Origin of the sequence: Pseudomonas sp. LABIM340 (assembly GCF_040017195.2) — a bacterium.
Lineage (GTDB): Bacteria > Pseudomonadota > Gammaproteobacteria > Pseudomonadales > Pseudomonadaceae > Pseudomonas.
Map to the genome: position 1 here is coordinate 1,406,849 of NZ_CM200227.1, position 23,431 is coordinate 1,430,279.

Sequence of the window (23,431 nt, forward strand, 5' to 3'; positions counted from 1 at the left end):
CCCGCCGGTAAGGGCGGGTTTCGGGCGGTACGGCGCGAGCTTACTGCAACATGCTCATGGCCGCTTCCATGGCGGCGGAGAGGTCTTCGTCTTCCTTCACGTCCGCCTTCGGGTCCAGGCCCAGCTTGGCGAAGGCCGGAATGGTCGCCCAGTCCAGCTCGGTGTAGGGGTGCTGGCTGCCCAGGTAGCTCTGCAGGGTGGCGACCTGGACGATGTCCACGTAGTCGACCTTGGCCGAGTCGCGGCTGAAGTCCAGGTGCTGGCCCGGTACGGCGGCGATCGGCGCCGGGAAGTCCCAGGCCTTGAGGATGCGGTCGCCGATGATCGGGTGGATGCGCTCGATCACGTGGTTGAGGCTGATGGAATCGGCCAGCAGTTCGCTGTGCTCCTCGGCGTAGGTGAGGATAGGCAGCACGCCGATCTGGTGCACCAGGCCGGCCAGGGTCGCCTGATCCGGCGCAAGGCGGGTGTAGTGGCGGCACACGGCGTGGCAGATGCCGGCGATCTCGGTGCTCTTGTTCCACACCTCGCGCATCTTGCGGTCGACCACGTCGGAGGTGGCCTGGAACATCTGCTCCATGGCAAGACCGGTGGCCAGGTTGCAGGTGTAGTTGATCCCCAGGCGGCTGATCGCCATCTGCAGGTCGGTGATTTCCTTGTTGGTGCGCAGCAGCGGGCTGTTCACCACCTTGATGATGCGCGCGGTCAGGGCGGCGTCGTTGCCGATCACCTTGGCCAGATCCTGGATGCTGATGTCCGGGTCTTCCGCCGCTTCCCGGACGCGCAGGGCGACTTCCGGCAGCGTCGGCAGCACCAGCTCATCGTTGTCGATGGCCCGCAGCAGTTCCTGTTGTACTTTTTCGGCAAGCTTGCTCATGAAGTGTCCTTCAGGGAAAGCCGGGCTCCCCGCCCGGCACGAAATTCAGCGCTGGATCTCGCGGTCGCTGTCCAGAACGTAAGGCAGATCCAGCAGGCGCAGGGGCTGGTCGTCGCCCAGGCGCACGTTGCCGTCGGCAGCGGCGTCGTCCTGCAGCACGGCGAGCAGCTCCACGCCATCGGCCGCGCGGGCGGCCAGTACCACTTCGCCGACACTGGTGGAGTGCACCGGCGAGAACAGCTCGCGGCCCGGCTCCGGCAGTTCGGCGCCATCGAGTTTCAGGCGCTGCAGGCGGCGCTTGAGGCGGCCCAGGTACTGCATGCGCGCGACGATTTCCTGGCCGGTGTAGCAGCCCTTCTTGAAGCTCACGCCGCCCACGGCCTGCAGGTTGATCATCTGCGGGATGAACAGCTCGCGGGTGGCGCCGAACACTTGGCCGACTCCGGCGCGAACCTGGCCGAGCAGCCAGTCGTTGAGCTCGGCGTGGGGCAGGCGGGCCTGCAGCAGGTCGGCGATGGCGGCGGCGCGTTCAGCCGATGCCCAGAGCTCGACGCGGCCCTGGCCGAGGCCGATGGCGATCAGGCCCTCGGCCCGCGCCACCTGGTCGGCTTCGCCGGAGAGGCTCAGGCCCAGTTCGGCGAGGACGGCGTCCGCACCGCTCAGGCCGAAGCGCGCCCACTGGCTGCTGTCATCGGAGAGGGTGGCCTTGGAGAACACCGCGTACTTCTTCAGGTCCGTCAGTTGGCTGTCCAGCAGGTCGTTGGCCATGGCCAGCAGGAAGCCCTCGCCTTCGGCGAGGATGCGGAAGCTGGAGGTCATGCGGCCCTTGGGCGTGCAGCGGGCGCCGAGGCTGGAGTATTCGGCGTTCAGGTAATTGAGATTGCAGGTCAGCTGGCCCTGGAGGAATTTGGCGGCGTCCGCGCCCCGGACGGCGAGAATCCCTTCGTGATTGAGTTCGGTGTAGAAAGCAGAGTCGGTCATCACGATTCGCTGGAAGAAAGTTAGGGGCCTCATGATAGAGCTCAGGCCCAGCCTTGTCAGCGGGTGCCGGGTGAGCCGAGCATGCGTATAATGCCGCTCGGCTCGCGCCGTCCGTCGACTTCGCGAGCGTTCCGATGTATTTGCTCGCAGTTATTCGAGGGAACCCGCAGATGAACGACGAAACCGAACTCAAACGCCTTTTCTGGCACAGCCGCCGTGGCATGCTGGAACTGGACGTCCTGCTGGTGCCTTTTGTCCAGGAAGTCTATCCGGGCCTGCCCGCTGACGATCAGGCGCGCTTCCGCAAGCTGCTGGAGTGCGAGGACCAGGACATGTTCGGCTGGTTCATGCAGCGCGGCGAGCCGGAAGATGCCGACCTGCGCATCATCGTTCGCATGATCCTGGACCGTGTCCAGCCGAAGTGACCCCTTCGAGTGCCGCTGGCAACCGTCCATCGGTTTGCTCGCGGCCTACCTCGCCGCGCAGTGCTGCGCCGTCCTGGCGCTGCTGCTGGCGGACATCCCCCTTCACTGGAAAACGCTCGGCCTGAGCCTCTGCCTGCTGCATGCGTGCCGGGTTGTGCCTGGGCGGATTCTATTGCGCGCGCCGGATTCGGTGCGTGCGCTGCGCCACAACGCCGAGGGCTGGCAGTTGTGGAGCGAGCGGGAAGGGTTTCAACCAGTGCAGTTGATGCCGGACAGCCTGGCGCTGCCCTCGTTGATCGTCCTGCGTTTCCGTCGCCCCGGCGACTGGCTGGCGCGCAGCGTCTGCGTGCCGGCCGATGCCCTGGCGCCGGAGTTGCACCGGCGCCTGCGGGTGCGGCTGCGCTTCAGCCGCAATAGGTGGACGGCGCCAGGATAGTGTCGCGGGCTTCGGGCAGCAGCTCCGGGTAATCCAGCGTGTAGTGCAGGCCGCGGCTCTCGTGGCGCTGCATGGCGGAGAGGATGATCAGCTCGGCCACCTGGGCGAGGTTGCGCAGCTCGATCAGGTCGCGGCTGACCTTGTAGTTCGAGTAGAACTCGTCGATTTCGTCCAGCAGCAGGCGCACCCGGTGCTGGGCGCGCGCCAGGCGCTTGTTGGTGCGCACGATGCCCACGTAGTCCCACATGAAGCGCCGCAGTTCGTCCCAGTTGTGGGCGATGATCACGTCCTCGTCCGAGTCCGTCACCTGGCTGGCATCCCAGCAGGGCAGGGTGACCAGCGTCTGGGCCTTGGGCAGTTCGGCGAGGATGTCGGCGGCGGCGGAGCGGGCGTAGACGAAGCACTCCAGCAGCGAGTTGCTGGCCATGCGGTTGGCCCCGTGCAGGCCGGTGAAGGTGGTTTCACCGATGGCGTAGAGGTTGGGTACGTCGGTGCGCCCATGAGAGTCGACCAGCACGCCGCCACAGGTGTAGTGCGCCGCCGGCACCACCGGGATGGGCTCGCGGGTGATGTCGATGCCGAAGTCCAGGCAGCGCTCGTAGACGGTGGGGAAGTGCTCGCGGATGAACTCGGCCGGCTTGTGGCTGATGTCCAGGTAGACGTAGTCGATACCCAGGCGCTTCATTTCGTGGTCGATGGCGCGGGCTACTACGTCGCGCGGGGCGAGTTCGCCCAGGGCGTGGAAGCGCGGCATGAAGCGCTCGCCGTTGGGCAGGCGGAGCAGGGCGCCTTCGCCACGCAGCGCCTCGGTGATCAGGAAACTCTTGGCTTGCGGGTGGTACAGGCAGGTCGGGTGGAACTGGTTGAACTCCAGGTTGCCGACCCGGCAGCCGGCGCGCCAGGCCATGGCGATGCCGTCGCCGGAGTTGCCGTCGGGGTTGCTGGTATAGAGGTAGACCTTGCTGGCGCCGCCCGAGGCGAGCACGGTGAAGCGCGCGCTGAAGGTGTCGACTTCGCCGGTGGAGCGGTCCAGTACGTAGGCGCCCAGGCAGCGCTGACCGTCCATGCCGAGTTTCTGCTCGGTGATCAGGTCGACGGCGACCCGTTGCGACAGCAGTTCGATGTTCGGCCGCTGCCGGGCCTGTTCCAGCAGGGCGTTGAAGATCGCGGCGCCGGTGGCGTCGGCGGCGTGGATGATCCGCCGGTGGCTGTGGCCCCCCTCGCGGGTCAGGTGGAATTCGAAACCGCCGTCCTCGCGGCCCGGCTCATGGTCGCGGGTGAAGGGCACGCCCTGCTCGATCAGCCACTGGATGGCCTCACGGCTATGCTCGACGGTGAATTTCACCGCGTCCTCGCGGCACAGGCCGGCGCCGGCAACCAGGGTGTCCTCGACGTGGGACTCCACGGTATCGGTGTCATCCAGCACGGCGGCGACACCGCCCTGGGCCCAGAAGGTGGAGCCCTGGGAGAGTTCGCCCTTGCTCAGCACGGCGATCCTCAGGTGCGAAGGCAGCGTCAAAGCCAGCGTCAGGCCGGCGGCCCCGCTGCCGATCACTAGGACATCGTGCTGGAAATGCTGACTCATACCCGGCTCCACAAAATGGCGCCCTAGTATATAGAAGGGGGCCACGGCACAATACTGGCGAACCGATGACACCGAAGGCGCGTGAGGTGGGGCGGCAGTCGCAGGGCGGGAAGCTTTCTTCCCCGCTCAAGCCGGTCCGGCAGGCGCCAGGGGTTGCGTCGAAGTCATTGAACGATCACGGCAAATCACCGGAACTTTTTCAGGCGTTCCGGTTCGAACTCGGAATACCCAATCAACTTTGCGCGCAGATTGACATTGCGCGGAAGGGGAGCGGGTGTTCCGCCCGGTACAGTTGAATTTGACGGGCTTCGGACGCATGTCGGGGTCCGATTGCCGCAAATGTGAAAAAACTGTGCGGCGCATGCTTGGAGGGGAGAACTTTTGCAAAAGACCCGAGTCTATCTTGGCAGGACGATTTACCAGGGTGCTCGAAGCTCCTCCAGGTTTTCAGAGGAGCATTCATGCTAACCCAGGAACAGGATCAGCAACTGGTTGAGCGGGTACAGCGCGGAGACAAACGGGCTTTCGACCTGCTGGTGCTGAAGTACCAGCACAAGATTCTGGGGCTCATCGTGCGATTCGTGCACGACGCCCAGGAAGCCCAGGACGTTGCACAGGAAGCATTCATCAAGGCGTATCGCGCCTTGGGCAACTTCCGGGGTGACAGTGCCTTTTATACCTGGCTGTACCGTATCGCCATCAACACCGCGAAGAACCATCTGGTTGCGCGCGGTCGGCGGCCGCCGGACAGCGATGTCACGGCAGAGGACGCGGAGTTCTTCGACGGCGATCACGCCCTGAAGGACATCGAGTCGCCGGAAAGAGCCATGCTGCGGGATGAGATCGAGGAAACCGTCCATCGCACCATCCAGCAGCTGCCCGATGATTTGCGCACGGCTTTGACCCTGCGCGAGTTCGAAGGCCTGAGTTACGAAGATATCGCCACCGTGATGCAGTGTCCGGTGGGGACCGTCCGCTCACGGATCTTCCGTGCGCGGGAAGCGATCGACAAAGCTTTGCAGCCTTTGTTGCATGATGAAGTCTGATACAGCGGCAGAAGCCAAGAGAGGTACCGCTATGAGTCGTGAAGCCCTGCAGGAATCGCTGTCCGCGGTAATGGATAACGAAGCGGATGAGCTTGAGCTGCGGCGTGTGCTTGCAGCCTGCGGCGAGGACGCCGAATTGCGGGCCACCTGGTCCCGTTACCAACTGGCCCGAGCAGTGATGCACCGCGAGCCGGCCATGCCCAAGCTGGACATTGCCGCCGCCGTGTCCGCCGCGCTGGCTGATGAAGCCGCACCGGCGCCGCGCAGCCGCAATCCGTGGCGCAACGTCGGTCGCCTGGCTGTCGCCGCCTCGGTGACCCTGGCCGTGCTGGCTGGTGTGCGGATGTACCATCAGGATGACAGTGTCGCCAACGGCCTTGCCCAGCAAGGCGCCACTCCGCAGATCGCCCTGCCGCAAGTGCAAGGCCCGGCGGTACTGGCAGGCTACACTCAGGACGAGGCGCCGCAGGTGATCACCAATGCCCAGGGCGGGCAGACCACCTGGCACGAGCAGCGTCTTCCGGGTTACCTGCGTCAGCACGCGCAGCAGTCCGCTGTCAGCGGCACCGACAGCGCCCTGCCTTACGCACGCGCCGCGAGCCTGGAAAGCCGCTGATTTGCGACCTTAAGGAGCGACATGCGCGCGACTACAGCACTGTTGTTCTTCCTCGGCGGTCTGCTGGCATTGCCAGTCCAGGCCGCCGATGCGTTGGACTGGATCAAGCGCCTCTCCGAGGCTGATCAGCAACAGAACTTCCAGGGCACCTTCATCTACGAGCGCAGCGGAGCCTTCACTACCCACGATGTCTGGCATCGTGTGGAGAGTGACGGCTCGGTGCGCGAGCATCTGGTCCAGGTCGATGGACCGCGCCAGGAAGTGGTGCGCGTCGATGGCGCCACCCAGTGCGTAGGTGGAGGCATGTCGGGACAGGTGTCGACCGGTGAGATGTGGCCGGCACGCAAGCTCAACCCTGCCGATCTGTCTACCTACTATGACGTTCGCGTCGCCGGCGAATCGCGCATTGCCGACCGCCCGGCGGTGGTGCTGGCGGTGATCCCGCGTGACCAGCATCGCTACGGCTTCGAGCTGCACGTGGACAAGGAAACCGGCCTGCCGCTCAAGTCCCTGCTGCTCAACGACAAGGGCCAGATCATCGAGCGCCTGCAGTTCACCCGCATCGACATGGCAGCGCCGGATGACGGCGAGCTGCAAGCGAGCGCGGCCTGCAAGCCGGTGAAGGAAGCCAAGGTTGCCGAAGTGAAGACCAACTGGCATTCGGAGTGGGTGCCGCCGGGCTTTACCCTGAGCAGCACGCTGCAGGAGCGCAGCCCGGTCTCCAATGACCAGGTCCTGTGTCTCGCCTATGGCGACGGGCTGGCACGTTTCTCGGTGTTCCTCGAGCCGCTGCATGGCGCCAAGGTCGATGATGCCCGCACTCAGCTGGGCCCGACCACCGTGGTGTCGAGGCGGTTCGCCAGTGAAGATGGCGGCACCATGGTGACCGTGGTCGGCGAGATACCCAGTGGTACGGCCGAGCGCGTGGCGTTGTCCATGCGGCCAACGGGAGCCCAGCCACAGTGATCCATGAGCGGGGGAGGGTGATTGCGGTCGAGTCTGGAACTGTCCAGGTCGAAACGCTGCGCCGCTCCATCTGCTCGGGATGTTCGGTCAACGCCGGTTGCGGTCAGGGTCTCCTGGAGCGACTGGGTGTTTCCCAGGGACGCAGCCGAGTGCGAGCGCTCATCTCGCCGAACCTGGCTTCATCGAGTCTTAAGCCTGGCGATGAAATCCTGCTGGGCGTGGATGAAGACCTTCTGCTGAAAAGCGCCCTGCTTTTCTATCTTTCCCCGCTGATCGGGCTTTTCGCGCTGGCGCTAGTGGCGTCGCACCTCGATCTGGGGGAACCTCTCATCATCGTGGCCGGGCTGGCGGGTTTCCTGCTGTCCTGGCTGCTGGTGCGTCGCTACGCGCGACGCCATACGGATGATCCGGCGATGCAACCGGTTGTGCTGCGTGCGCTGGTCGGTGGGCCGCCCGGCCCTGTTTAGTGATCTTCCCAATCAACATCACGGGAGCTGTAGTCAATGCAAACCCTGAAACGCAGCATGGCTGCGCTGGTCGCCCTGCTGGCCCTGAGCCTGTCGGTTACCGCGCGGGCTGAACTACCGGATTTCACTCCGCTGGTCGAGAAGGCCTCGCCGGCGGTGGTCAACATCAGTACCACCCAGAAACTTCCCGACCGCTCCAATGCGCAGATGGGCATTCCGGACCTCGACGGCCTGCCGCCGGGCCTGCGCGAATTCTTCGAGCGCAGCATTCCCCGCGGCCAAGGCGGTCAGGGCCAGGCGCCTCGTGGCCAGCAGCGCGAAGCCCAGTCCCTGGGCTCGGGCTTCATCATTTCCGATGATGGCTACATCCTCACCAACAACCACGTGGTGGCCGACGCCGACGAGATCCTCGTGCGCCTGTCCGACCGCAGCGAGCACAAGGCCAAACTGGTCGGTGCCGATCCGCGCAGCGACGTGGCCGTGCTGAAGATCGACGCCAAGGGCCTGCCGACGCTCAAGCTGGGCGATTCCGACAAGCTGAAGGTCGGTGAGTGGGTGCTGGCCATCGGTTCGCCGTTCGGCTTCGACCACTCGGTGACTGCCGGTATCGTCAGTGCCAAGGGCCGCAGCCTGCCGAACGAGAACTACGTGCCGTTCATCCAGACCGACGTGGCGATCAACCCGGGCAACTCCGGCGGTCCGCTGCTGAACCTGCAGGGCGAGGTGGTGGGTATCAACTCGCAGATCTTCACCCGTTCCGGTGGCTTCATGGGGCTTTCGTTCGCGATCCCGATCGATGTGGCGCTGAACGTCGCCGATCAGCTCAAGGCCGGTGGCAAGGTCAACCGTGGCTGGCTGGGCGTGGTGATCCAGGAAGTGAACAAGGATTTGGCTGAATCCTTCGGTCTCGACAAGCCGGCCGGCGCACTGGTTGCCCAGTTGGTGGAAGACGGTCCGGCAGCCAAGGGCGGCCTGCAGGTGGGTGACGTGATCCTGAGCCTGAACGGCCAGACCATCAACGAGTCCGCCGACCTGCCGCACCTGGTGGGCAACATGAAACCGGGCGACAAGGCGGCTCTGGAAGTCATCCGTGACAACAAGCGTCAGACCCTGAACATGACCATCGGCAGCCTGCCGGACGACGACGATGCGATCGCCGCCGTCGAGGGCAAGGGCGCCGAGCGCAGCAGCAACCGCATGGGCGTGACCGTGGCGGAGCTGACTGCCGAACAGCGCAAGTCCCTGGATATCAAGGGCGGCGTGGTCATCAAGGAAGTGCAGGGCGGCCCGGCGGCCATGATCGGCCTGCGTCCGGGCGACGTCATCACCCACCTGAACAATCAGGCGGTGGATTCTTCCAAGACCTTCGCCGAGATCGCCAAGGCACTGCCGAAGGATCGTTCGATTTCCATGCGCGTGCTGCGTCAGGGGCGTGCGAGCTTCATCACCTTCAAGCTGACCGAATAAGGTCGACGCACCAGAAAAGGGCGACTTCGGTCGCCCTTTTTCATGCCTGACCGTCCGGCGCGGCGTGACGCATCAGGCTGTAGTCAGGTAAACTCCCCCGCTATTTTTCGGCGGACCGCCGCCTTCAGCCTTCCGAGTGTGTTCGCCGTGAGTGACCTGAGTCATATCCGCAATTTCTCCATCATCGCCCACATCGACCATGGCAAGTCGACGCTGGCAGACCGCTTCATCCAGATGTGCGGCGGCCTGTCCGACCGCGAGATGGAGGCCCAGGTACTGGACTCCATGGACCTGGAGCGTGAGCGCGGCATCACCATCAAGGCGCACAGCGTCACCCTTCACTACAAGGCGAAGGACGGCAAGACCTACCAGCTGAACTTCATCGACACCCCCGGCCACGTTGACTTCACCTATGAAGTCAGCCGTTCGCTGGCCGCGTGCGAAGGCGCGCTGCTGGTAGTGGATGCCGGCCAGGGCGTGGAAGCGCAGTCGGTCGCCAACTGCTACACCGCCATCGAGCAGGGCCTGGAAGTCATGCCGGTCCTGAACAAGATGGACCTGCCGCAGGCCGATCCGGACCGCGTGAAGGACGAGATCGAAAGCATCATCGGCATCGACGCCACTGACGCCGTGGCCTGCTCGGCCAAGAGCGGCATGGGCGTGGAAGACGTGCTGGAGCGCCTGGTCACCGCCATTCCCGCTCCGGAAGGCGAAATCGACGCGCCGCTGCAGGCGCTGATCATCGACTCCTGGTTCGACAACTACCTGGGCGTGGTCTCGCTGGTGCGTGTGAAGCACGGCCGCGTCAAGAAAGGCGACAAGATCCTGGTGAAGTCCACCGGCAAGGTCCATCAGGTGGACAGCGTCGGCGTCTTCACCCCGAAGCACACCGAGACTCCGGACCTCAAGGCCGGTGAAGTGGGCTTCATCATCGCTGGCATCAAGGACATCCTCGGTGCGCCGGTGGGCGATACCCTGACCCTGAACAACACCCCCGATGTGGACGTGCTTCCGGGCTTCAAGCGCATCAAGCCGCAGGTCTACGCCGGCCTGTTCCCGGTCAGCTCCGATGACTTCGAGGACTTCCGCGAAGCGCTGCAGAAGCTGACCCTGAACGACGCCGCGCTGCAGTACGAGCCGGAAAGCTCCGAGGCGCTGGGCTTCGGCTTCCGCATCGGCTTCCTCGGCATGCTGCACATGGAGATCATCCAGGAGCGCCTGGAGCGCGAATACGACCTGGACCTGATCACCACCGCGCCGACCGTGATCTTCGAGATAGTGCAGAAGAACGGCGAGATCCTCTACGTCGACAACCCGTCGAAGCTGCCGGACCTCTCGTCCATCGACGAGATGCGCGAGCCGATCTGCCGCGCGACCATCCTTGTGCCTCAGGAGCACCTGGGCAACGTCATTACCCTGTGCATCGAGAAGCGCGGCGTCCAGCGCGACATGCACTTCCTCAGCGGCCAGGTCCAGGTGATTTACGATCTGCCGATGAACGAAGTGGTGCTGGACTTCTTCGACCGCCTGAAGTCCACCAGCCGTGGCTATGCTTCGCTGGACTACAGCTTCGACCGCTTCGAGCCGGCCAACCTGGTTCGCCTCGATGTGCTGATCAACGGTGAGAAGGTTGACGCCCTCGCCCTGATCGTCCACCGCGACAACGCCCCGTACAAGGGCCGTCAGTTGGTGGAGAAGATGAAGGAATTGATTCCGCGGCAGATGTTCGACGTCGCGATTCAGGCGGCCATCGGTGGGCAGATCATCGCCCGCTCGACGGTCAAGGCGCTCAGGAAGAACGTGCTGGCCAAGTGCTACGGTGGTGACGTGAGCCGTAAGCGCAAGCTGCTGGAGAAGCAGAAGGCCGGTAAGAAAAGGATGAAGCAGGTCGGTAGCGTGGAGATTCCGCAGGAAGCCTTCCTCGCTGTGCTCAAAGTGGACAGTTGAACCCTATGACCCTGAATTTCCCGCTGTTGCTGGTGATTGCCGTTGCGGTATGCGGCGTTCTCGCCCTGGTGGACCTGGTGCTGTTCGCACCGCGCCGCCGGGCGGCCATTTCCGCCTACGAAGGTTCGGTCAGCGACGCTGACCCGGAAGTGCTGGAGAAACTGAACAAGGAGCCGGTGCTCGTCGAGTACGGCAAGTCGTTCTTCCCGGTGCTGTTCATCGTGCTGGTGCTGCGTTCGTTCCTGGTCGAGCCCTTCCAGATCCCGTCGGGTTCGATGAAGCCGACCCTGGAAGTGGGCGATTTCATCCTGGTGAACAAGTTCGCCTACGGCATCCGCCTGCCGGTGCTCGACACCAAGGTGATCCCGGTGGGTGATCCGCAGCGTGGCGATGTCATGGTGTTCCGCTACCCCAGCGACCCGAACATCAACTACATCAAGCGTGTCGTCGGCGTGCCGGGCGACACCATCCGCTACACCAGCGACAAGCGCCTGTTCATCAACGACCAGGCCGTGGCCGAGTCGCTGGTGGGCGAAGAACCGGGGACCCTGGGCAGCGTGACCCTGTACCAGGAGAAGCTGGGTGCGGCGGAGCACATGATCCGCAAGGAAATGACCCGTTTCCGCATCGAACCGGGCAAGCAGTGGAAAGTGCCGGCCGGCCATTACTTCATGATGGGCGACAACCGCGACAACTCCAACGACAGCCGCTACTGGAACGATCCGAAGATTCCGAAGGACCTGCTGGGCATGGTTCCGGACCGCAATATCGTCGGCAAGGCGTTCGCGGTCTGGATGAGCTGGCCGGATCCGAAGATGCGAAATCTGCCGAATTTCTCGCGAGTTGGTGTGATTCACTAAACTGGTGAGACGTTCCAGGCCTGCAGGGCTGGATCGGTGCTGAAAACGGGCGGGGCTGCACGCGGGGAGCGAGGCGGCCCCGCTTCACTTGGACCTGCCGTGGTTGGCGGGCAAATAAGAAAGATACCGACATGAGGTCGATATGACGTACGCACGTTCGCAGAAGGGAATGTCGTTGCTGGGTTGGCTGGTGGTGCTCGCCCTCGTGGCGTTTCTCGCCAGTGCCGCGTTCAAGATCATTCCGCATTACCTGGACTATTACGCCATCGAGAAGGCCATCACCTCGGTGGAAACCGACAAGGCCGCCGAAGTGCGTACCGTTCCGGAGTTCTACTCCTATGTGGACAAGGCACTGATGCTCAACAACATCCGCGACCTCAAGCTGGATGACGCGCTGGACGTGAAACTCGAGAACAACGAGTTCCGCGCCCACCTGAAATACGAAAAACGCGAGCCACTGGTCCAGAACATCGACCTGGTGGTCAAATTTGACAAAGAATTCCGTGTACGAATGCCGTGAGTAACAACAGTCTGGATCGACTCGAGCGCAAGCTTGGCTACACCTTCCGCGACCAGGACCTGATGGTCCTGGCGCTGACCCATCGCAGTTTCGCCGGGCGCAACAACGAGCGCCTGGAGTTCCTCGGTGACGCCATCCTCAACTTCGTCATCGGCGAAGCCCTGTTCACCCACTTTCCCCAGGCCCGCGAAGGCCAGCTGTCGCGCCTGCGCGCGCGATTGGTGAAAGGCGAGACTCTGGCCCTGCTGGCCCGCGGTTTCGAGATTGGGGATTACCTGCGACTGGGCTCGGGTGAGCTGAAGAGCGGCGGTTATCGTCGCGAGTCGATCCTGGCTGACGCCATGGAGGCGCTGATTGGCGCCATCTATCTGGACACCGGCATGGATTCCGCCCGTGAGCGGATCATGGACTGGCTTGGCCCGCAGCTGCGCGAGCTGACCCCGGTGGATACCAACAAGGACCCCAAGACCCGCCTGCAGGAATTCCTGCAGTCCCGCGGGTGCGAACTGCCGCGTTACGACGTGGTGGATATCCAGGGCGAACCGCATTGCCGCACTTTCTTCGTGGAGTGCGAGGTGGCCCTGCTGAACGACAAGACCCACGGTCACGGCGGCAGTCGCCGCATCGCCGAGCAGGTGGCCGCCGCCGCCGCACTGGCAGCCCTGGGCGTGGAGAATGGCCATGAGTGAGCACGAGCAAGACCAGCACGACCCATCCGAGCACGATGAAGCAGGAACCGTTCGTTGCGGTTACGTCGCCATCGTCGGCCGCCCCAACGTCGGCAAGTCGACCCTGCTCAACCACATCCTCGGGCAGAAGCTGGCGATCACCTCGCGCAAGCCGCAGACCACCCGTCACACCTTGCTGGGCATCAAGACCGAGGGTGACGTGCAGGCGGTGTATGTCGACACTCCCGGCCTGCACAAGGACAACGACAAGGCGCTGAACCGCTACATGAACCGTTCGGCCAGCGCCGCGCTGAAGGACGTCGACGTGGTGATCTTCGTCGTCGACCGCAACCGCTGGACCGACGAAGACCAGATGGTCTACGACAAGGTCAAGTACGTGAGCTGCCCGGTCCTGCTGGCGGTGAACAAGGTCGACCGCATGGAAGACAAGGGCGAGCTGCTGCCGCACCTGCAGTGGCTGGCCGAACAACTGCCCAACGCCGAAGTCGTGCCGATTTCCGCCCAGCACGGGCAGAACCTCGACGTGCTCGAAGGTCTGGTGGCCGAGCGCCTGCCGGAGAACGACCACTTCTTCCCGGAAGACCAGATCACCGACCGCAGCAGCCGCTTCCTCGCCGCCGAACTGGTGCGCGAGAAGATCATGCGCCAGCTGGGCGCCGAACTGCCGTACCAGGTTGCCGTGGAGATCGAAGAGTTCAAGCAGGACGGTCCGATCCTGCACATCCACGCGCTGATCCTCGTGGAGCGTGACGGCCAGAAGAAGATCATCATCGGCGACAAGGGCGATCGCATCAAAAGCATCGGCCAGAACGCCCGCAAGGACATGGAAGTGCTGTTCGACTCCAAGGTCATGCTCAACCTCTGGGTGAAAGTGAAAGGCGGCTGGTCCGACGACGAGCGCGCACTGCGTTCGCTGGGCTACGGCGACCTCTGACCTTCAGCGCCCCGCGAGCATTCGCGGGGCGTACCCTTCGGGTGCCTGAGCGCGCCCGCCTCCCGACTCCCACTCCAGGCGCAGCGCCATGAGCCTCGCTTCTACCGCCCAAGCCACCTTCGTCCTGCACAGCCGTCCCTACAAGGAAACCAGCGCGCTGGTGGATTTCTTCACCCCGCAGGGGCGTCTGCGCGCCGTCCTGCGTGGCGCGCGGGGCAAGGCTGGAGCGCTGGCGCGGCCGTTCGTGCCGCTGGAGGGTGAATTCCGCGGACGCAGCGACCTGAAGAACGTCGTGCGCCTGGAGCCTAACGGCATCCCCAACCTGCTCAGTGGCGAAGCGCTGTTCAGCGGCCTGTACCTGAACGAGCTGATGGTCCGCCTGCTGCCCGTGGAAGACCCGCATCCCGCGCTGTTCGAGCACTACCGCGCGACCCTGCCGCTGCTGGCCGCCGGCAGTCCGCTGGAGCCGCTGCTGCGCTCGTTCGAATGGCGGCTGCTGGATGACCTGGGCTATGGTTTTTCCCTGGACACCGATATCGTCGGCCAGGCCGTGGCGCCCGATGGCCTCTACCGCCTGTTGCCCGACGCGGGCCTCGAACCGGTCGGCAGCCTGCAGCCGGGGCTGTTCCATGGTGCCGATCTGCTGGCCATGGCCGAAGCCGACTGGAGCGCCCCTGGCGCCCTGGCGGCGGCCAAGCGCCTGATGCGCCAGGCCCTGGCACCCCATCTTGGCGGCCGACCGCTGGTCAGCCGCGAGCTCTTCATGAATCGCAAGGACAACTCCCGTGACTGAAGCCAACCGTATTCTGCTCGGCGTGAACATCGACCACGTCGCCACCCTGCGCCAGGCCCGCGGCACCCGTTATCCCGACCCGGTGAAAGCCGCGCTGGACGCCGAGGAAGCCGGCGCCGACGGCATCACCGTGCACCTGCGCGAAGATCGCCGGCACATCCAGGATCGCGACGTGCGCGTGCTCGCCGAAGTGCTGCAGACCCGTATGAACTTCGAGATGGGCGTGACCGAGGAGATGATGAAGTTCGCCGAGATCATCCGTCCGGCCCACGTCTGCCTGGTCCCGGAGACCCGCCAGGAACTGACCACCGAGGGTGGCCTGGACGTCGCCGGCCAGGAAGCGCGCATCCGCGAAGCGGTGCAGCGCCTGGCGGCCGCGGGCTGCGAGGTGTCGCTGTTCATCGACCCGGACCAGCGCCAGATCGAGGCTTCGGCTCGGGTTGGCGCTCCTGCCGTTGAGCTGCACACCGGTCGTTACGCCGACGCCCACAACCCGGCCGAAGGCGCCCACGAGCTGGCACGCATCCGCGATGGCGTGGAGTTCGGTCTGTCCCATGGCCTGATCGTCAACGCCGGCCATGGCCTGCATTACCACAACGCCGAGCCGGTAGCGGCCATCGCCGGGATCAACGAACTGAACATCGGCCACGCCATCGTCGCCCATGCGCTGTTCGTGGGCTTCAAGCAGGCGGTTGCCGAGATGAAGGCGCTGATCGTGGCGGCAGCCAACCGCTGATCGCTACCTGATTTGAAACCGTAGGGCGCATAACCCGGAACGGGTTATCCGCCACCACGGCGGATAACGCCTTAGGCGTTATGCGCCCTACGTTCTGATCCGGCCGCGTACAACCGAGAACGGTTGTACGGCCTGCACCTCTGTAGGAGCGGGCCATGCCCGCGACTGCGCCTGCCAGGGCGCAGCACAAATCAGGGCTTGCGCGCTACCAGCGTGGCGCGCATCGGCGCCGGAAGGCCTTCGAGGGTGCGGCTGTGGTCGTCCGGATCGAGGAAGTCCGGCAGCGACTGGTAGCGCATCCACTCGGTGGCGCGCTGTTCTTCCACCGAGGTGCGGCTGAGATCCACGCTGCGTACGTCGGTGAAGCCCGCACGGCGCAGCCACAGTTCCAGCGCTGGCACCGACGGCAGGAACCACACGTTGCGCATCTGCGCGTAGCGGTCCTCGGGCACCAGCACGGTGTTCACGTCGCCTTCCACCACCAGGGTTTCCAGCACCAGCTCGCCGCCACGGCGCAGGCAGTCCTTGAGCGCCAGCAGGTGGTCGATGGGCGAGCGGCGGTGGTAGAGCACGCCCATGGAGAACACTGTGTCGAAGCCTTCCAGTTTCTCGGGCAGGTCTTCCAGGGCGAAGGGCAGGTGCCAGGCCGGCAGGTCCGGCAGGTAATGCTTCATGGCGAGGAACTGGCAGAAGAACAGCCAGTTCGGGTCCACGCCCACCACGCTGCGCGCGCCGGCGCCAAGCATGCGCCACTGGTAGTAGCCGTTGCCGCAGCCAACGTCGAGGACGCGCTTGCCCGCCAGATCGATGTGCGGCGAGACGCGCTCCCATTTCCAATCCGAGCGCCATTCGGTGTCGATGTGCACGCCGAACAGGTTGAACGGCCCCTTGCGCCACGGGATCAGCCCTTGCAGGGCAAGCTTGAGCTGCGCGCGGGTGTCCTCGTCGCAGGCGCCTTCGAGGTTGAAGCGCTCGCGCAGCTCGATGGCAGCGGCTTGCAGCGGCGGCAGGCGGTCCACTGCGGCCAGCCAGCGTTCGAGATCGCCGTGACCATCGTCGACCTTACTGGCCAGTTGCACGGGCAGCGAGGCGGCCCAGGATTCCAGTGGCGTGCCGGCCAGTTCAAGGCGCAGGCGGTCGAGGTCGAAGCGTTCGATCATGGCAGGGCAATCAGGGAAGCGAAGTTGAGGCACTGGAACCACGGCACGACCTTGGAAAAACCGGCGGCCAGCAGGCGCTCGCGATGGGTATCCAGGGTGTCGGGGCGCATGACGTTCTCGATGGCGGTGCGTTTCTGGGCGATTTCCAGTTCGCTGTAGCCATTGGCGCGCTTGAAGTCGATGTGCAGGTCGGTGAGCAGCTCGTGCTCCTGCTCGTCGGCGAAACGCAGTTTTTCCGAGAGGATCAGCGCGCCGCCGGGCAGCAGGGCGCTGTGCAGGCGGGTGAGCAGTTCCAGGCGTTGTTCGGGGGCGATGAACTGCAGGGTGAAGTTCAGCGCGATCAGCGAGCAGGGCTTGAGGTCCAGCTTGAGGATGTCCGCCTCGATCAGTTCGACCGGCAGCAGTTCCTGGTGCATGGCGTCCTGGGCGCGCAGGTATTCGCCGCAGCGCTCGATCATCGGGGCGGAGTTGTCGACGCCGATGACGCGGCAGCCTTCGGTCTTCACGTGGCGACGCAGCGCCTGGGTCACGGCGCCCAGCGAGCAGCCGAGGTCATAGAGCACGCTGTGCGGGGCGGCGAAGCGCGCGCCGAGCACGCCGATGTTCTCGACGATGGTGGGGTAGCCCGGCACCGATCGCTTGATCATGTCCGGGAAGACGCGCACCACATCCTCGTTGAAGGTGAAGTCGGGAACCTGGGTTTGCGGCTGGGCGAAGATGCGGTCGGATTCGCTCACGCTGGATGGGGCCTCGTTACGCTGAACAGGCAACAGGGCGCGGCGCGCCCGATTTGCCGGGGCGCGCATTGTAGCCGAGGCGCGAGGTGCGCCCAACCGTTAGCGGACGAGGGTCACTTGAGCTGGTCGGAGAAGTATTCGCCGGCGCCCTGCAGCGGGCCGAGGGGGTTCTTCTTGTCTTCCATGCGGCGGATGTTCGGCTCGCCGTTGCTGGTCTTGTGCACCACCACGTCGTCGATCAGCACGAACACCGGGCGGAACGACCAGCCCTGCACCTGGCGGCGCTTGCGGAAGTTGAAGATGTCGGCCCAGAAGCTGCCCACGCGCTGGCTGTCGGTCTTGTTGAAGTCGAAGGCGTAGCCGACGCAGCGGTCCTTGGCCTGCAGGCAGGTCACCAGGCCGTCGGGCAGGTAGTCGATGGGGATGTTGGGCTGCACGAAGAGCAGGCGCACGTCGATGAACGAAAGCATCTTGGCGTTGCCCTGGGACAGCGGATCGAAGCCCAGCGCATAGAGCTGCGACTTGGTGGTCTTGCCAGGGTCGACCTGGTTGTAGCGGCTCTGTGCATCCTGGTAATCCAGGAATGGTGACTGCACTTCCGCGCGTTCGCTGGGCAACAGGCTGCCACAGGCCGAGAGTGTCAGGCAGGCTCCCAGCAACAACATCGAGCGAACTACTGCACGCATGGAGCTCCCCTTTTCCCAGTCTCTTATTGATTGATCTATAGCCGATGACAGAGGGCTCTGCCGGACTTTTCTCACGCCTTCACAGGACTAGTCAACGGCGATGCCGTAACCCTGCATCAGGGGTTTCCACTGGTCGTTGCGGCGCAGTTCGCGCAGGCCCTCGTCGAGGTCGGCCAGGCGCTCCTGCACGCCCTCCAGGCGAGGGTTGAGCGCGACGTACATAGGACGTTTATCGGCGAGCTCGCCGGCCGCTTGAATGCGCTCCGAGAGGCCATGGCGCTGCAGGTAGTGCTCGACGATCTGGCTGTCCTCGAGCAGCACCGTGATGCGCCCGAGCAGCAGCTTCTGGATGTTGCGCTCGAGCACCTTCTCGCCGCTGAGCACCTGCACCTGTTCGTGGTTGGCCAGGTGCTCGTCGCGCCAGTCGTCCAGCTCCTTGCCGTAGGAGTAGCCCTGAGCCAGCCCGATGGACTGGCTGCTCAGCGAGGCCGGCCCCTTCCAGGTCCAGGGATTGTCCTGGCGCACGTAGAAACGCATGGTCACCCAGCCGATGGGCTCCTTGCCGATCAGCAGTTCTGCGGACTCTTCGCTGTAGGCGCCGACCACGCCATCGACCAGGCCCTCGCGGGCCATCTGCAGGGCGCGAGGCCAGGGCAGCGGTTCGAAGCGGGGTGGTTGCGGCAGCACCCGGCCGAGGGCTTCGAGCAGGTAACCGGGCTTGTCCGGATCGTCCGGGCAGAGGTAGGGGCACCAGTCGTCGCCGGCCAGGCGCAGGGGTTCGGCGCTGGCCAGCGCCGAACAGAGGAGCAGCAGCGGTGACGCAATTCGCAGCATGTCAGGCCCGGGAAGTGGATTGTCCTTCCGAGTATGGCAGAGCGATATGACGGGATGTGACGGACGCGGCAATACCAAACTGGCCGAGCCAGTAGGTGAGCATGATGGCGTAGGAGGAGCCGTCGAAGGCGGCGACGAAGCGGCTGATGCCGATCATCGAATCGGAGCTGACGAACAGCAGCGCGCCCAGGGCGGCAAACACCCGGCTGGCATTGGTGATGCTGGGTACGCCAAGGCGGGCGATGGCGCGCCAGAGCATGGCGCTGATGGTCAGGCTGTACAGGGCGATGGGCAGCAGCAGCGGGCCCAGGCCGCGACTGTAGAGCAGGGCGAACAGGCCGCCACCCACGCCGCCGGCGACCAGCAGGCCGAGTGGGGCGAAGCGGCGGGTGTCGCCCAGGTAGGCGACCAGGTAGGCGAGGTGTGCCAGCAGGAAGGCGGCGAGGCCGGGAACGAAGGCGTTGATCGGCCATTCCAGCAGGATGTCGCCGAGCATCGACAGCACCAGGCCGATGGCGACCCAGCGGCGATAGCCGTCGGCGGGCGAGGTGAGAATCCATAGCAGCATGGCCAGCACCGGCAGCGGCTTGCACAGCATGCGCAAGGTGGGCAGGTCGAAGGTGACGGCGAACAGGTAGGCGGCACCGCCGATCAGTGCCAAGAGTGCCCAGCGCATGGGGTTCCCTCCCGAGGAAATGAACGCCCACTGTGCCGCAGCGTGTCGCCCGGCCCACAGGCCGAAGGCGCCAGCGCGAGCGGCTTATGGCGCCGGGTGGGCGTTCTGCTGAGCGAGCTTTACTTGACGCTGATCGGGCAGACGAAGGTTTGCGCCGGTGCTACTTCCGCTTCCCATGGTCGGCGGTAGGCCAGTTCCAGCTTGTCCTCGCCGGCGGCGGTCACGCGGAAGCGCCAGGCGGACTCGCCGGCGCTGCCGACCAGGCCTGCGTCTTCCGGGTTGCTGTAGACCTCCGGGCCGAGGGCGCGCAGCAGGCCGTTGGCGGCGTTGCGCAGTTCCCAGCGGAAACCGGTGGTGGGGTTGCTCGGCAGGATCAGCACCAGCTCCTGGCCGGTGTGCAGCTTCAGCGGCTTGCAGTCGCTGGCGTCTTCCAGGGTGACCACGGGTTTGGTCTGCCCGGCGCAGCCGGCGAGCAGGGTCAGGGTGAGGGGCAGCAACGAGCGGTACGACGGCATGACGGCTCCTGGGAGGGGACAGGTTGCGCCGCAGGATAACGCAATCGGCGTTGGAGCGGACGCACACCCACGATGCTTTTGGCTTGGGCGTTCTAGCGCCGCTTCGGCGTGCGCTCGGACTTCTTGTTTCGCCCCCTCGGGCGACCTTCTTTGGCAAACGCCCCAAAGGAGGCAAAGGTCTTGCCCCGGACATCCGGTTTTTCGCTTAGGCGAAAAATACCCTCGTTGAAGCGAAGTTTCAGGGGCTCGCTGCGAAGGGCCGTCCCTGGCCCATCGCAGCTCTCGCGACATCCATGTCGCTCAACCCCTGAAACTCCGCTTCAACGAGGCCTCCTGAACGGGGCAGTCGGAGTGCGCGGATGTTTTTCTGGAAGTCTTCTGTAAAGCCAAAGCCAAAGCCAAAGCCAAAGCCAGCGCGAGAGTCGTTGCTCTTCGTAGGAGCGAGCTTGCTCGCGAACAGACCGTAGGGCGCATAACGCGTCAGCGTTATCCGCCGTTGTGGCATCGGCGGATAACCCGTTCCGGGTTATCCGCCCTACGCAAGCATCGGGCTTCGTGCTTTGCTTTTGAGGTCTTCCAGGGAAATACCCGCACGCTCCGGAGTGCCCCTTTCAGGAGGCCGAAGGTGATCGGAGTTTCAGGGGTTGAGCGACATGGATGTCGCGAGAGCGTTGTCGGGCCAGGGATGGCCCGTCAACGCGGGCCCCTGGAACTCCGAAGAACCGAGGGTACTTTTCGCGAAGCGAAAAGCCGGATGTAGGGGCGAGCCTTTTGGTTACTTTTCGGCGTTTGGAAAAGTGACTCGCCCGAGGGGGCGAAACAAGAAGTCCGTGCGCACGCCGAAGCGGCGCGGAAACTCCCAAGCCCAAGCCCAAGCCCAAGCCCAAGCCCAAGCCCAAGCCCAAGCCCAAGCCCAAGCCCAAGCCCAAGCCCAAGCCCAAGCCCAAGCAAGAGCATCGCGGAGAAGCTCCGCTCCTGCAAAAGCCAAAGCCCAAACCCCGGAGCAAGCCTGTAGGAGCGCCCTATGGGCGCGAATCGCGGGCGTGGCCCGCTCCTACAGGTTGGTTCAGGACATCAGGCCGGGAACAGCACCTTCGCCACATCGCCATAGCGCCGCGCGAAATGCACCGTCAGACCTTCCTTCAGGTACTCCGGCAGCTCTTCGAAATCGCCACGGTTGGGCTCGGGCAGGATCAGCTCGAAGATCTTCTGCCGGCGCGCCGCGATGACCTTCTCGCGCACCCCGCCAATGGGCAGTACCTGGCCGGTGAGGGTCAGCTCCCCGGTCATGGCCACGCCCTTCTTCGGCGCCTGATTGCGCGCCAGGGACAGCAGGGCGCTGGCCATGGTCACGCCGGCGCTGGGGCCGTCCTTGGGCGTAGCGCCCTCGGGAACGTGCAGGTGGACGAAGGCCTGGTCGAAGAAGCTCGACTCGCCGCCGTACTTCTTCAGGTTCGAGCTGATGTAGCTGTAGGCGATCTCCGCCGACTCCTTCATCACGTCGCCCAGTTGCCCGGTGAGCTTGAAGCCGCGGTTCAGCGTGTGGATACGCGTCGCCTCGATGGGCAGGGTCGCGCCGCCCATGCTGGTCCAGGCAAGGCCGGTGATCACGCCGGTGCCGGAGAGCACCTGCTCGGTGCGGAACACCGGCATGCCGAGGTACTCCTCCAGGTCCTTGGCGCCGATCTTCACCACCGAGTCCGGGTCTTCCAGCAGCTTCATCACCGACTTGCGCACCAGCTTGCCGAGCACCTTTTCCAGCTGGCGCACGCCGGCTTCGCGGGCATAGCCCTCGATCACCGCGCGCAGGGCAGCGTCGTTGATCGACAGGCGACTCTTCGGCACACCGGCCTTTTCCAGCTGCTTGGGCCACAGGTGACGCTTGGCGATGGCCAGCTTCTCCTCGGCGATGTAGCCGGACAGGCGGATGACTTCCATGCGGTCCAGCAGCGGGCCGGGGATGGAATCCAGGGTGTTGGCGGTGCAGACGAACAGCACCTTGGACAGGTCCAGGCGCAGGTCCAGGTAGTGGTCGAGGAACTCCACGTTCTGCTCCGGATCCAGCGTCTCCAGCAGCGCCGAGGCAGGGTCGCCCTGGTAGCTGCTGCCGAGCTTGTCGATTTCGTCGAGCATGATCACCGGGTTCATCACCTCGACGTCCTTCAGCGCCTGCACCAGCTTGCCGGGCAGGGCGCCGATGTAGGTGCGGCGGTGGCCCTTGATCTCGGCCTCGTCACGCATGCCGCCGACGCTGAAGCGGTAGAACGGCCGCCCCAGGCTCTCGGCGATGGACTTGCCGATGCTGGTCTTGCCCACGCCGGGCGGGCCCACCAGCAGTACGATGGAGCCGGCGATCTCGCCCTTGAAGGTGCCCACCGCGAGGAACTCGAGGATGCGGTCCTTCACGTCTTCCAGGCCGGAATGGTGCCGGTCGAGGACCTTGCGCGCGTGCTTGAGGTCGAGCTTGTCGACGCCCATCAGGCCCCACGGGACGGAGGTCGCCCAGTCGAGGTAATTGCGCGTGACGGCGTATTCCGGTGAGCCGGTCTCCAGGATCGACAGCTTGTTCAGCTCTTCGTCGATGCGCTTCTTCGCCTGCTCGGGCAGGGTCTTGCCTTCCAGGCGTGCGCGGAACTCGTCGGAGTCGGCGCTCTTGTCGTCCTTGGTGATGCCCAGTTCCTGTTGGATGATCTTCAGCTGTTCCTGCAGGAAGAACTCGCGCTGGCGCTCGCCGATCTTGCGGTTGACCTCGGCGGACAGCTCCTTCTGCAGGCGTGCGACTTCCACTTCCTTGCGCAGCAGCGGCAGTACCTTCTCCATGCGCTTGAGCATCGGCACGGTGTCCAGCACGCCCTGCAACTCGGAGCCGGGCGCGGTGGTCAGCGCGGCGGCGAAGTCGGTCAGCGGTGACGGATCGTTGGGGTTGAAGCGGTTGAGGTAGTTCTTCAGCTCTTCGCTGTACAGCGGGTTGAGCGGCAGCAGTTCCTTGATCGCGTTGATCAGGGCCATGCCGTAGGCCTTCACCTCGTCACTGGGGTCGTTGGGGGTGTGCGGGTACTCCACTTCCACCAGGAAGGGCGGGCGGTGGCGCTTGATCCAGCCGCGGATGCGCACGCGCGACAGGCCCTGGGCGACGAACTGCAGCTTGCCGCCCTCGCGGCTGGCGTGGTGCACGCGCACCAGGGTGCCGTGCTCGGGCAGGCTGTCCGGGTCGAAGTGGCGCGGGTCTTCCGGCGGGTTCTCCATGAAGAACAGCGCCAGGCTGTGGTGCTCGGTCTTGGCGACCAGTTCCAGCGTCTCGGCCCACGGCTCCTCGTTGACGATCACCGGCAGCACCTGCGCCGGGAAGAACGGGCGGTTGTGGATCGGAATGACGTAGACCGTGGTCGGCAGGTTCTGCCCCGGCAACACCAGCCCGGTGTTGCTGACCTCTTCGGCGCTATGGATATCGTGAATCTCGTCGTGGTCGCTCATGAGG

The 23,431-nt window shown here is 64.7% G+C and carries 24 protein-coding genes; 14 read left to right on the top strand and 10 right to left on the bottom strand.

Annotated features, from left to right (window positions below):
* Positions 1-40: 40 nt before the first annotated feature.
* Complete coding sequence (locus ABKS89_RS06660) at positions 41-877, bottom strand: HDOD domain-containing protein (RefSeq protein WP_348587949.1); 837 nt, start codon at positions 875-877, stop codon at positions 41-43.
* 45 nt (positions 878-922) lie between these two features.
* A complete protein-coding gene (ygfZ, locus tag ABKS89_RS06665) occupies positions 923-1,858 on the bottom strand; it encodes a CAF17-like 4Fe-4S cluster assembly/insertion protein YgfZ (protein WP_138212445.1) in 936 nt (311 codons plus the stop codon).
* Between the two features lie 170 nt (positions 1,859-2,028).
* Here ygfZ and ABKS89_RS06670 point away from each other — a divergent pair, with 170 nt between their 5' ends.
* Both ABKS89_RS06670 and ABKS89_RS06675 read left to right on the top strand, forming a co-directional pair.
* A complete protein-coding gene (locus tag ABKS89_RS06670) occupies positions 2,029-2,283 on the top strand; it encodes an FAD assembly factor SdhE (RefSeq protein WP_138212446.1) in 255 nt (84 codons plus the stop codon).
* Positions 2,267-2,719, top strand: coding sequence for a protein YgfX (locus ABKS89_RS06675; RefSeq protein WP_138212447.1), 453 nt, complete (start codon positions 2,267-2,269; stop codon positions 2,717-2,719). The genes ABKS89_RS06670 and ABKS89_RS06675 overlap by 17 nt, the downstream gene beginning before the upstream one ends.
* Here the strand turns inward: ABKS89_RS06675 and nadB are convergent.
* Positions 2,688-4,304 carry an L-aspartate oxidase gene (gene nadB, locus ABKS89_RS06680; RefSeq protein WP_348587948.1) on the bottom strand — a complete coding sequence of 539 codons (1,617 nt, stop codon included), beginning with the start codon at positions 4,302-4,304 and terminating at the stop codon, positions 2,688-2,690. The genes ABKS89_RS06675 and nadB overlap by 32 nt on opposite strands.
* 461 nt (positions 4,305-4,765) lie before the next feature.
* On the opposite strand from nadB, the gene rpoE reads away from it, so the two are divergent.
* The 12 genes from rpoE to pdxJ all read left to right on the top strand — a co-directional run bounded on the left by rpoE (position 4,766) and on the right by pdxJ (position 15,345).
* The gene (gene rpoE / locus ABKS89_RS06685; RefSeq protein WP_017516654.1) at positions 4,766-5,350 is read left to right on the top strand and encodes an RNA polymerase sigma factor RpoE/AlgU; all 585 of its coding nucleotides are present in this window, start codon (positions 4,766-4,768) and stop codon (positions 5,348-5,350) included.
* A gap of 31 nt (positions 5,351-5,381) precedes the next feature.
* On the top strand, positions 5,382-5,966 hold the full coding sequence (locus tag ABKS89_RS06690) for a sigma-E factor negative regulatory protein (protein ID WP_081517630.1): 585 nt from the start codon (positions 5,382-5,384) through the stop codon (positions 5,964-5,966).
* Positions 5,967-5,987: 21 nt separating this feature from the next.
* The gene (locus ABKS89_RS06695; RefSeq protein WP_348587947.1) at positions 5,988-6,932 is read left to right on the top strand and encodes a MucB/RseB family sigma factor regulatory protein; all 945 of its coding nucleotides are present in this window, start codon (positions 5,988-5,990) and stop codon (positions 6,930-6,932) included.
* Positions 6,929-7,399: a SoxR reducing system RseC family protein gene (locus ABKS89_RS06700; protein ID WP_348587946.1), complete on the top strand. Its 471-nt coding sequence runs from the start codon at positions 6,929-6,931 to the stop codon at positions 7,397-7,399. The genes ABKS89_RS06695 and ABKS89_RS06700 overlap by 4 nt, the downstream gene beginning before the upstream one ends.
* A gap of 36 nt (positions 7,400-7,435) precedes the next feature.
* Positions 7,436-8,866, top strand: a complete 1,431-nt coding sequence (locus tag ABKS89_RS06705; protein WP_138212451.1) for a DegQ family serine endoprotease — start codon at positions 7,436-7,438, stop codon at positions 8,864-8,866.
* Positions 8,867-9,013: 147 nt separating this feature from the next.
* The gene (gene lepA, locus ABKS89_RS06710) at positions 9,014-10,813 is read left to right on the top strand and encodes a translation elongation factor 4 (protein ID WP_045210230.1); all 1,800 of its coding nucleotides are present in this window, start codon (positions 9,014-9,016) and stop codon (positions 10,811-10,813) included.
* Positions 10,814-10,818: 5 nt separating this feature from the next.
* Positions 10,819-11,673: a signal peptidase I gene (gene lepB, locus ABKS89_RS06715; protein ID WP_138212453.1), complete on the top strand. Its 855-nt coding sequence runs from the start codon at positions 10,819-10,821 to the stop codon at positions 11,671-11,673.
* Between the two features lie 142 nt (positions 11,674-11,815).
* On the top strand, positions 11,816-12,193 hold the full coding sequence (locus tag ABKS89_RS06720) for a DUF4845 domain-containing protein (protein ID WP_138212454.1): 378 nt from the start codon (positions 11,816-11,818) through the stop codon (positions 12,191-12,193).
* Complete coding sequence (gene rnc / locus ABKS89_RS06725) at positions 12,190-12,882, top strand: ribonuclease III (RefSeq protein ID WP_017517395.1); 693 nt, start codon at positions 12,190-12,192, stop codon at positions 12,880-12,882. Before ABKS89_RS06720 ends, rnc begins: the two co-directional genes overlap by 4 nt.
* Entirely contained in the window at positions 12,875-13,816 is a 942-nt protein-coding gene (gene era / locus ABKS89_RS06730; RefSeq protein ID WP_138212455.1) for a GTPase Era, read from the top strand. The genes rnc and era overlap by 8 nt, the downstream gene beginning before the upstream one ends.
* 88 nt (positions 13,817-13,904) lie before the next feature.
* Entirely contained in the window at positions 13,905-14,609 is a 705-nt protein-coding gene (gene recO / locus ABKS89_RS06735; protein ID WP_138212456.1) for a DNA repair protein RecO, read from the top strand.
* On the top strand, positions 14,602-15,345 hold the full coding sequence (gene pdxJ / locus ABKS89_RS06740) for a pyridoxine 5'-phosphate synthase (RefSeq protein ID WP_138212457.1): 744 nt from the start codon (positions 14,602-14,604) through the stop codon (positions 15,343-15,345). The genes recO and pdxJ overlap by 8 nt, the downstream gene beginning before the upstream one ends.
* A 191-nt stretch (positions 15,346-15,536) precedes the next feature.
* On the opposite strand, the gene cmoB is transcribed toward pdxJ, so the two are convergent.
* From cmoB to lon, 7 genes are all read right to left on the bottom strand, one after another.
* Positions 15,537-16,505, bottom strand: a complete 969-nt coding sequence (gene cmoB, locus ABKS89_RS06745) for a tRNA 5-methoxyuridine(34)/uridine 5-oxyacetic acid(34) synthase CmoB (RefSeq protein ID WP_348587945.1) — start codon at positions 16,503-16,505, stop codon at positions 15,537-15,539.
* Entirely contained in the window at positions 16,502-17,242 is a 741-nt protein-coding gene (gene cmoA / locus ABKS89_RS06750) for a carboxy-S-adenosyl-L-methionine synthase CmoA (RefSeq protein ID WP_081517640.1), read from the bottom strand. The genes cmoB and cmoA overlap by 4 nt, the downstream gene beginning before the upstream one ends.
* Before the next feature lie 113 nt (positions 17,243-17,355).
* Positions 17,356-17,928, bottom strand: coding sequence for a hypothetical protein (locus ABKS89_RS06755; protein ID WP_081517641.1), 573 nt, complete (start codon positions 17,926-17,928; stop codon positions 17,356-17,358).
* Between the two features lie 87 nt (positions 17,929-18,015).
* On the bottom strand, positions 18,016-18,762 hold the full coding sequence (locus tag ABKS89_RS06760; protein ID WP_151186134.1) for a substrate-binding periplasmic protein: 747 nt from the start codon (positions 18,760-18,762) through the stop codon (positions 18,016-18,018).
* 1 nt (position 18,763) lies between these two features.
* The gene (locus ABKS89_RS06765; RefSeq protein ID WP_348587944.1) at positions 18,764-19,438 is read right to left on the bottom strand and encodes a lysoplasmalogenase; all 675 of its coding nucleotides are present in this window, start codon (positions 19,436-19,438) and stop codon (positions 18,764-18,766) included.
* 119 nt (positions 19,439-19,557) lie between these two features.
* Entirely contained in the window at positions 19,558-19,953 is a 396-nt protein-coding gene (locus ABKS89_RS06770; RefSeq protein WP_348587943.1) for a protease inhibitor I42 family protein, read from the bottom strand.
* A 1,074-nt stretch (positions 19,954-21,027) separates the two neighbouring features.
* The gene (gene lon, locus ABKS89_RS06775) at positions 21,028-23,427 is read right to left on the bottom strand and encodes an endopeptidase La (RefSeq protein WP_348587942.1); all 2,400 of its coding nucleotides are present in this window, start codon (positions 23,425-23,427) and stop codon (positions 21,028-21,030) included.
* Positions 23,428-23,431: the final 4 nt, after the last annotated feature.

What these genes read in the sequence shown, in the direction of transcription:
- ABKS89_RS06660 (WP_348587949.1), bottom strand. Translation starts at nt 877, where the DNA reads ATGAGCAAGCTTGCCGAAAAAGTACAACAGGAACTGCTGCGGGCCATC.
- ygfZ (WP_138212445.1), bottom strand. Translation starts at nt 1,858, where the DNA reads ATGACCGACTCTGCTTTCTACACCGAACTCAATCACGAAGGGATTCTC.
- ABKS89_RS06670 (WP_138212446.1), top strand. Translation starts at nt 2,029, where the DNA reads ATGAACGACGAAACCGAACTCAAACGCCTTTTCTGGCACAGCCGCCGT.
- nadB (WP_348587948.1), bottom strand. Translation starts at nt 4,304, where the DNA reads ATGAGTCAGCATTTCCAGCACGATGTCCTAGTGATCGGCAGCGGGGCC.
- rpoE (WP_017516654.1), top strand. Translation starts at nt 4,766, where the DNA reads ATGCTAACCCAGGAACAGGATCAGCAACTGGTTGAGCGGGTACAGCGC.
- ABKS89_RS06690 (WP_081517630.1), top strand. Translation starts at nt 5,382, where the DNA reads ATGAGTCGTGAAGCCCTGCAGGAATCGCTGTCCGCGGTAATGGATAAC.
- ABKS89_RS06695 (WP_348587947.1), top strand. Translation starts at nt 5,988, where the DNA reads ATGCGCGCGACTACAGCACTGTTGTTCTTCCTCGGCGGTCTGCTGGCA.
- ABKS89_RS06705 (WP_138212451.1), top strand. Translation starts at nt 7,436, where the DNA reads ATGCAAACCCTGAAACGCAGCATGGCTGCGCTGGTCGCCCTGCTGGCC.
- lepB (WP_138212453.1), top strand. Translation starts at nt 10,819, where the DNA reads ATGACCCTGAATTTCCCGCTGTTGCTGGTGATTGCCGTTGCGGTATGC.
- ABKS89_RS06720 (WP_138212454.1), top strand. Translation starts at nt 11,816, where the DNA reads ATGACGTACGCACGTTCGCAGAAGGGAATGTCGTTGCTGGGTTGGCTG.
- era (WP_138212455.1), top strand. Translation starts at nt 12,875, where the DNA reads ATGAGTGAGCACGAGCAAGACCAGCACGACCCATCCGAGCACGATGAA.
- recO (WP_138212456.1), top strand. Translation starts at nt 13,905, where the DNA reads ATGAGCCTCGCTTCTACCGCCCAAGCCACCTTCGTCCTGCACAGCCGT.
- cmoB (WP_348587945.1), bottom strand. Translation starts at nt 16,505, where the DNA reads ATGATCGAACGCTTCGACCTCGACCGCCTGCGCCTTGAACTGGCCGGC.
- ABKS89_RS06755 (WP_081517641.1), bottom strand. Translation starts at nt 17,928, where the DNA reads ATGCGTGCAGTAGTTCGCTCGATGTTGTTGCTGGGAGCCTGCCTGACA.
- ABKS89_RS06760 (WP_151186134.1), bottom strand. Translation starts at nt 18,762, where the DNA reads ATGCTGCGAATTGCGTCACCGCTGCTGCTCCTCTGTTCGGCGCTGGCC.
- ABKS89_RS06765 (WP_348587944.1), bottom strand. Translation starts at nt 19,438, where the DNA reads ATGCGCTGGGCACTCTTGGCACTGATCGGCGGTGCCGCCTACCTGTTC.
- ABKS89_RS06770 (WP_348587943.1), bottom strand. Translation starts at nt 19,953, where the DNA reads ATGCCGTCGTACCGCTCGTTGCTGCCCCTCACCCTGACCCTGCTCGCC.
- lon (WP_348587942.1), bottom strand. Translation starts at nt 23,427, where the DNA reads ATGAGCGACCACGACGAGATTCACGATATCCATAGCGCCGAAGAGGTC.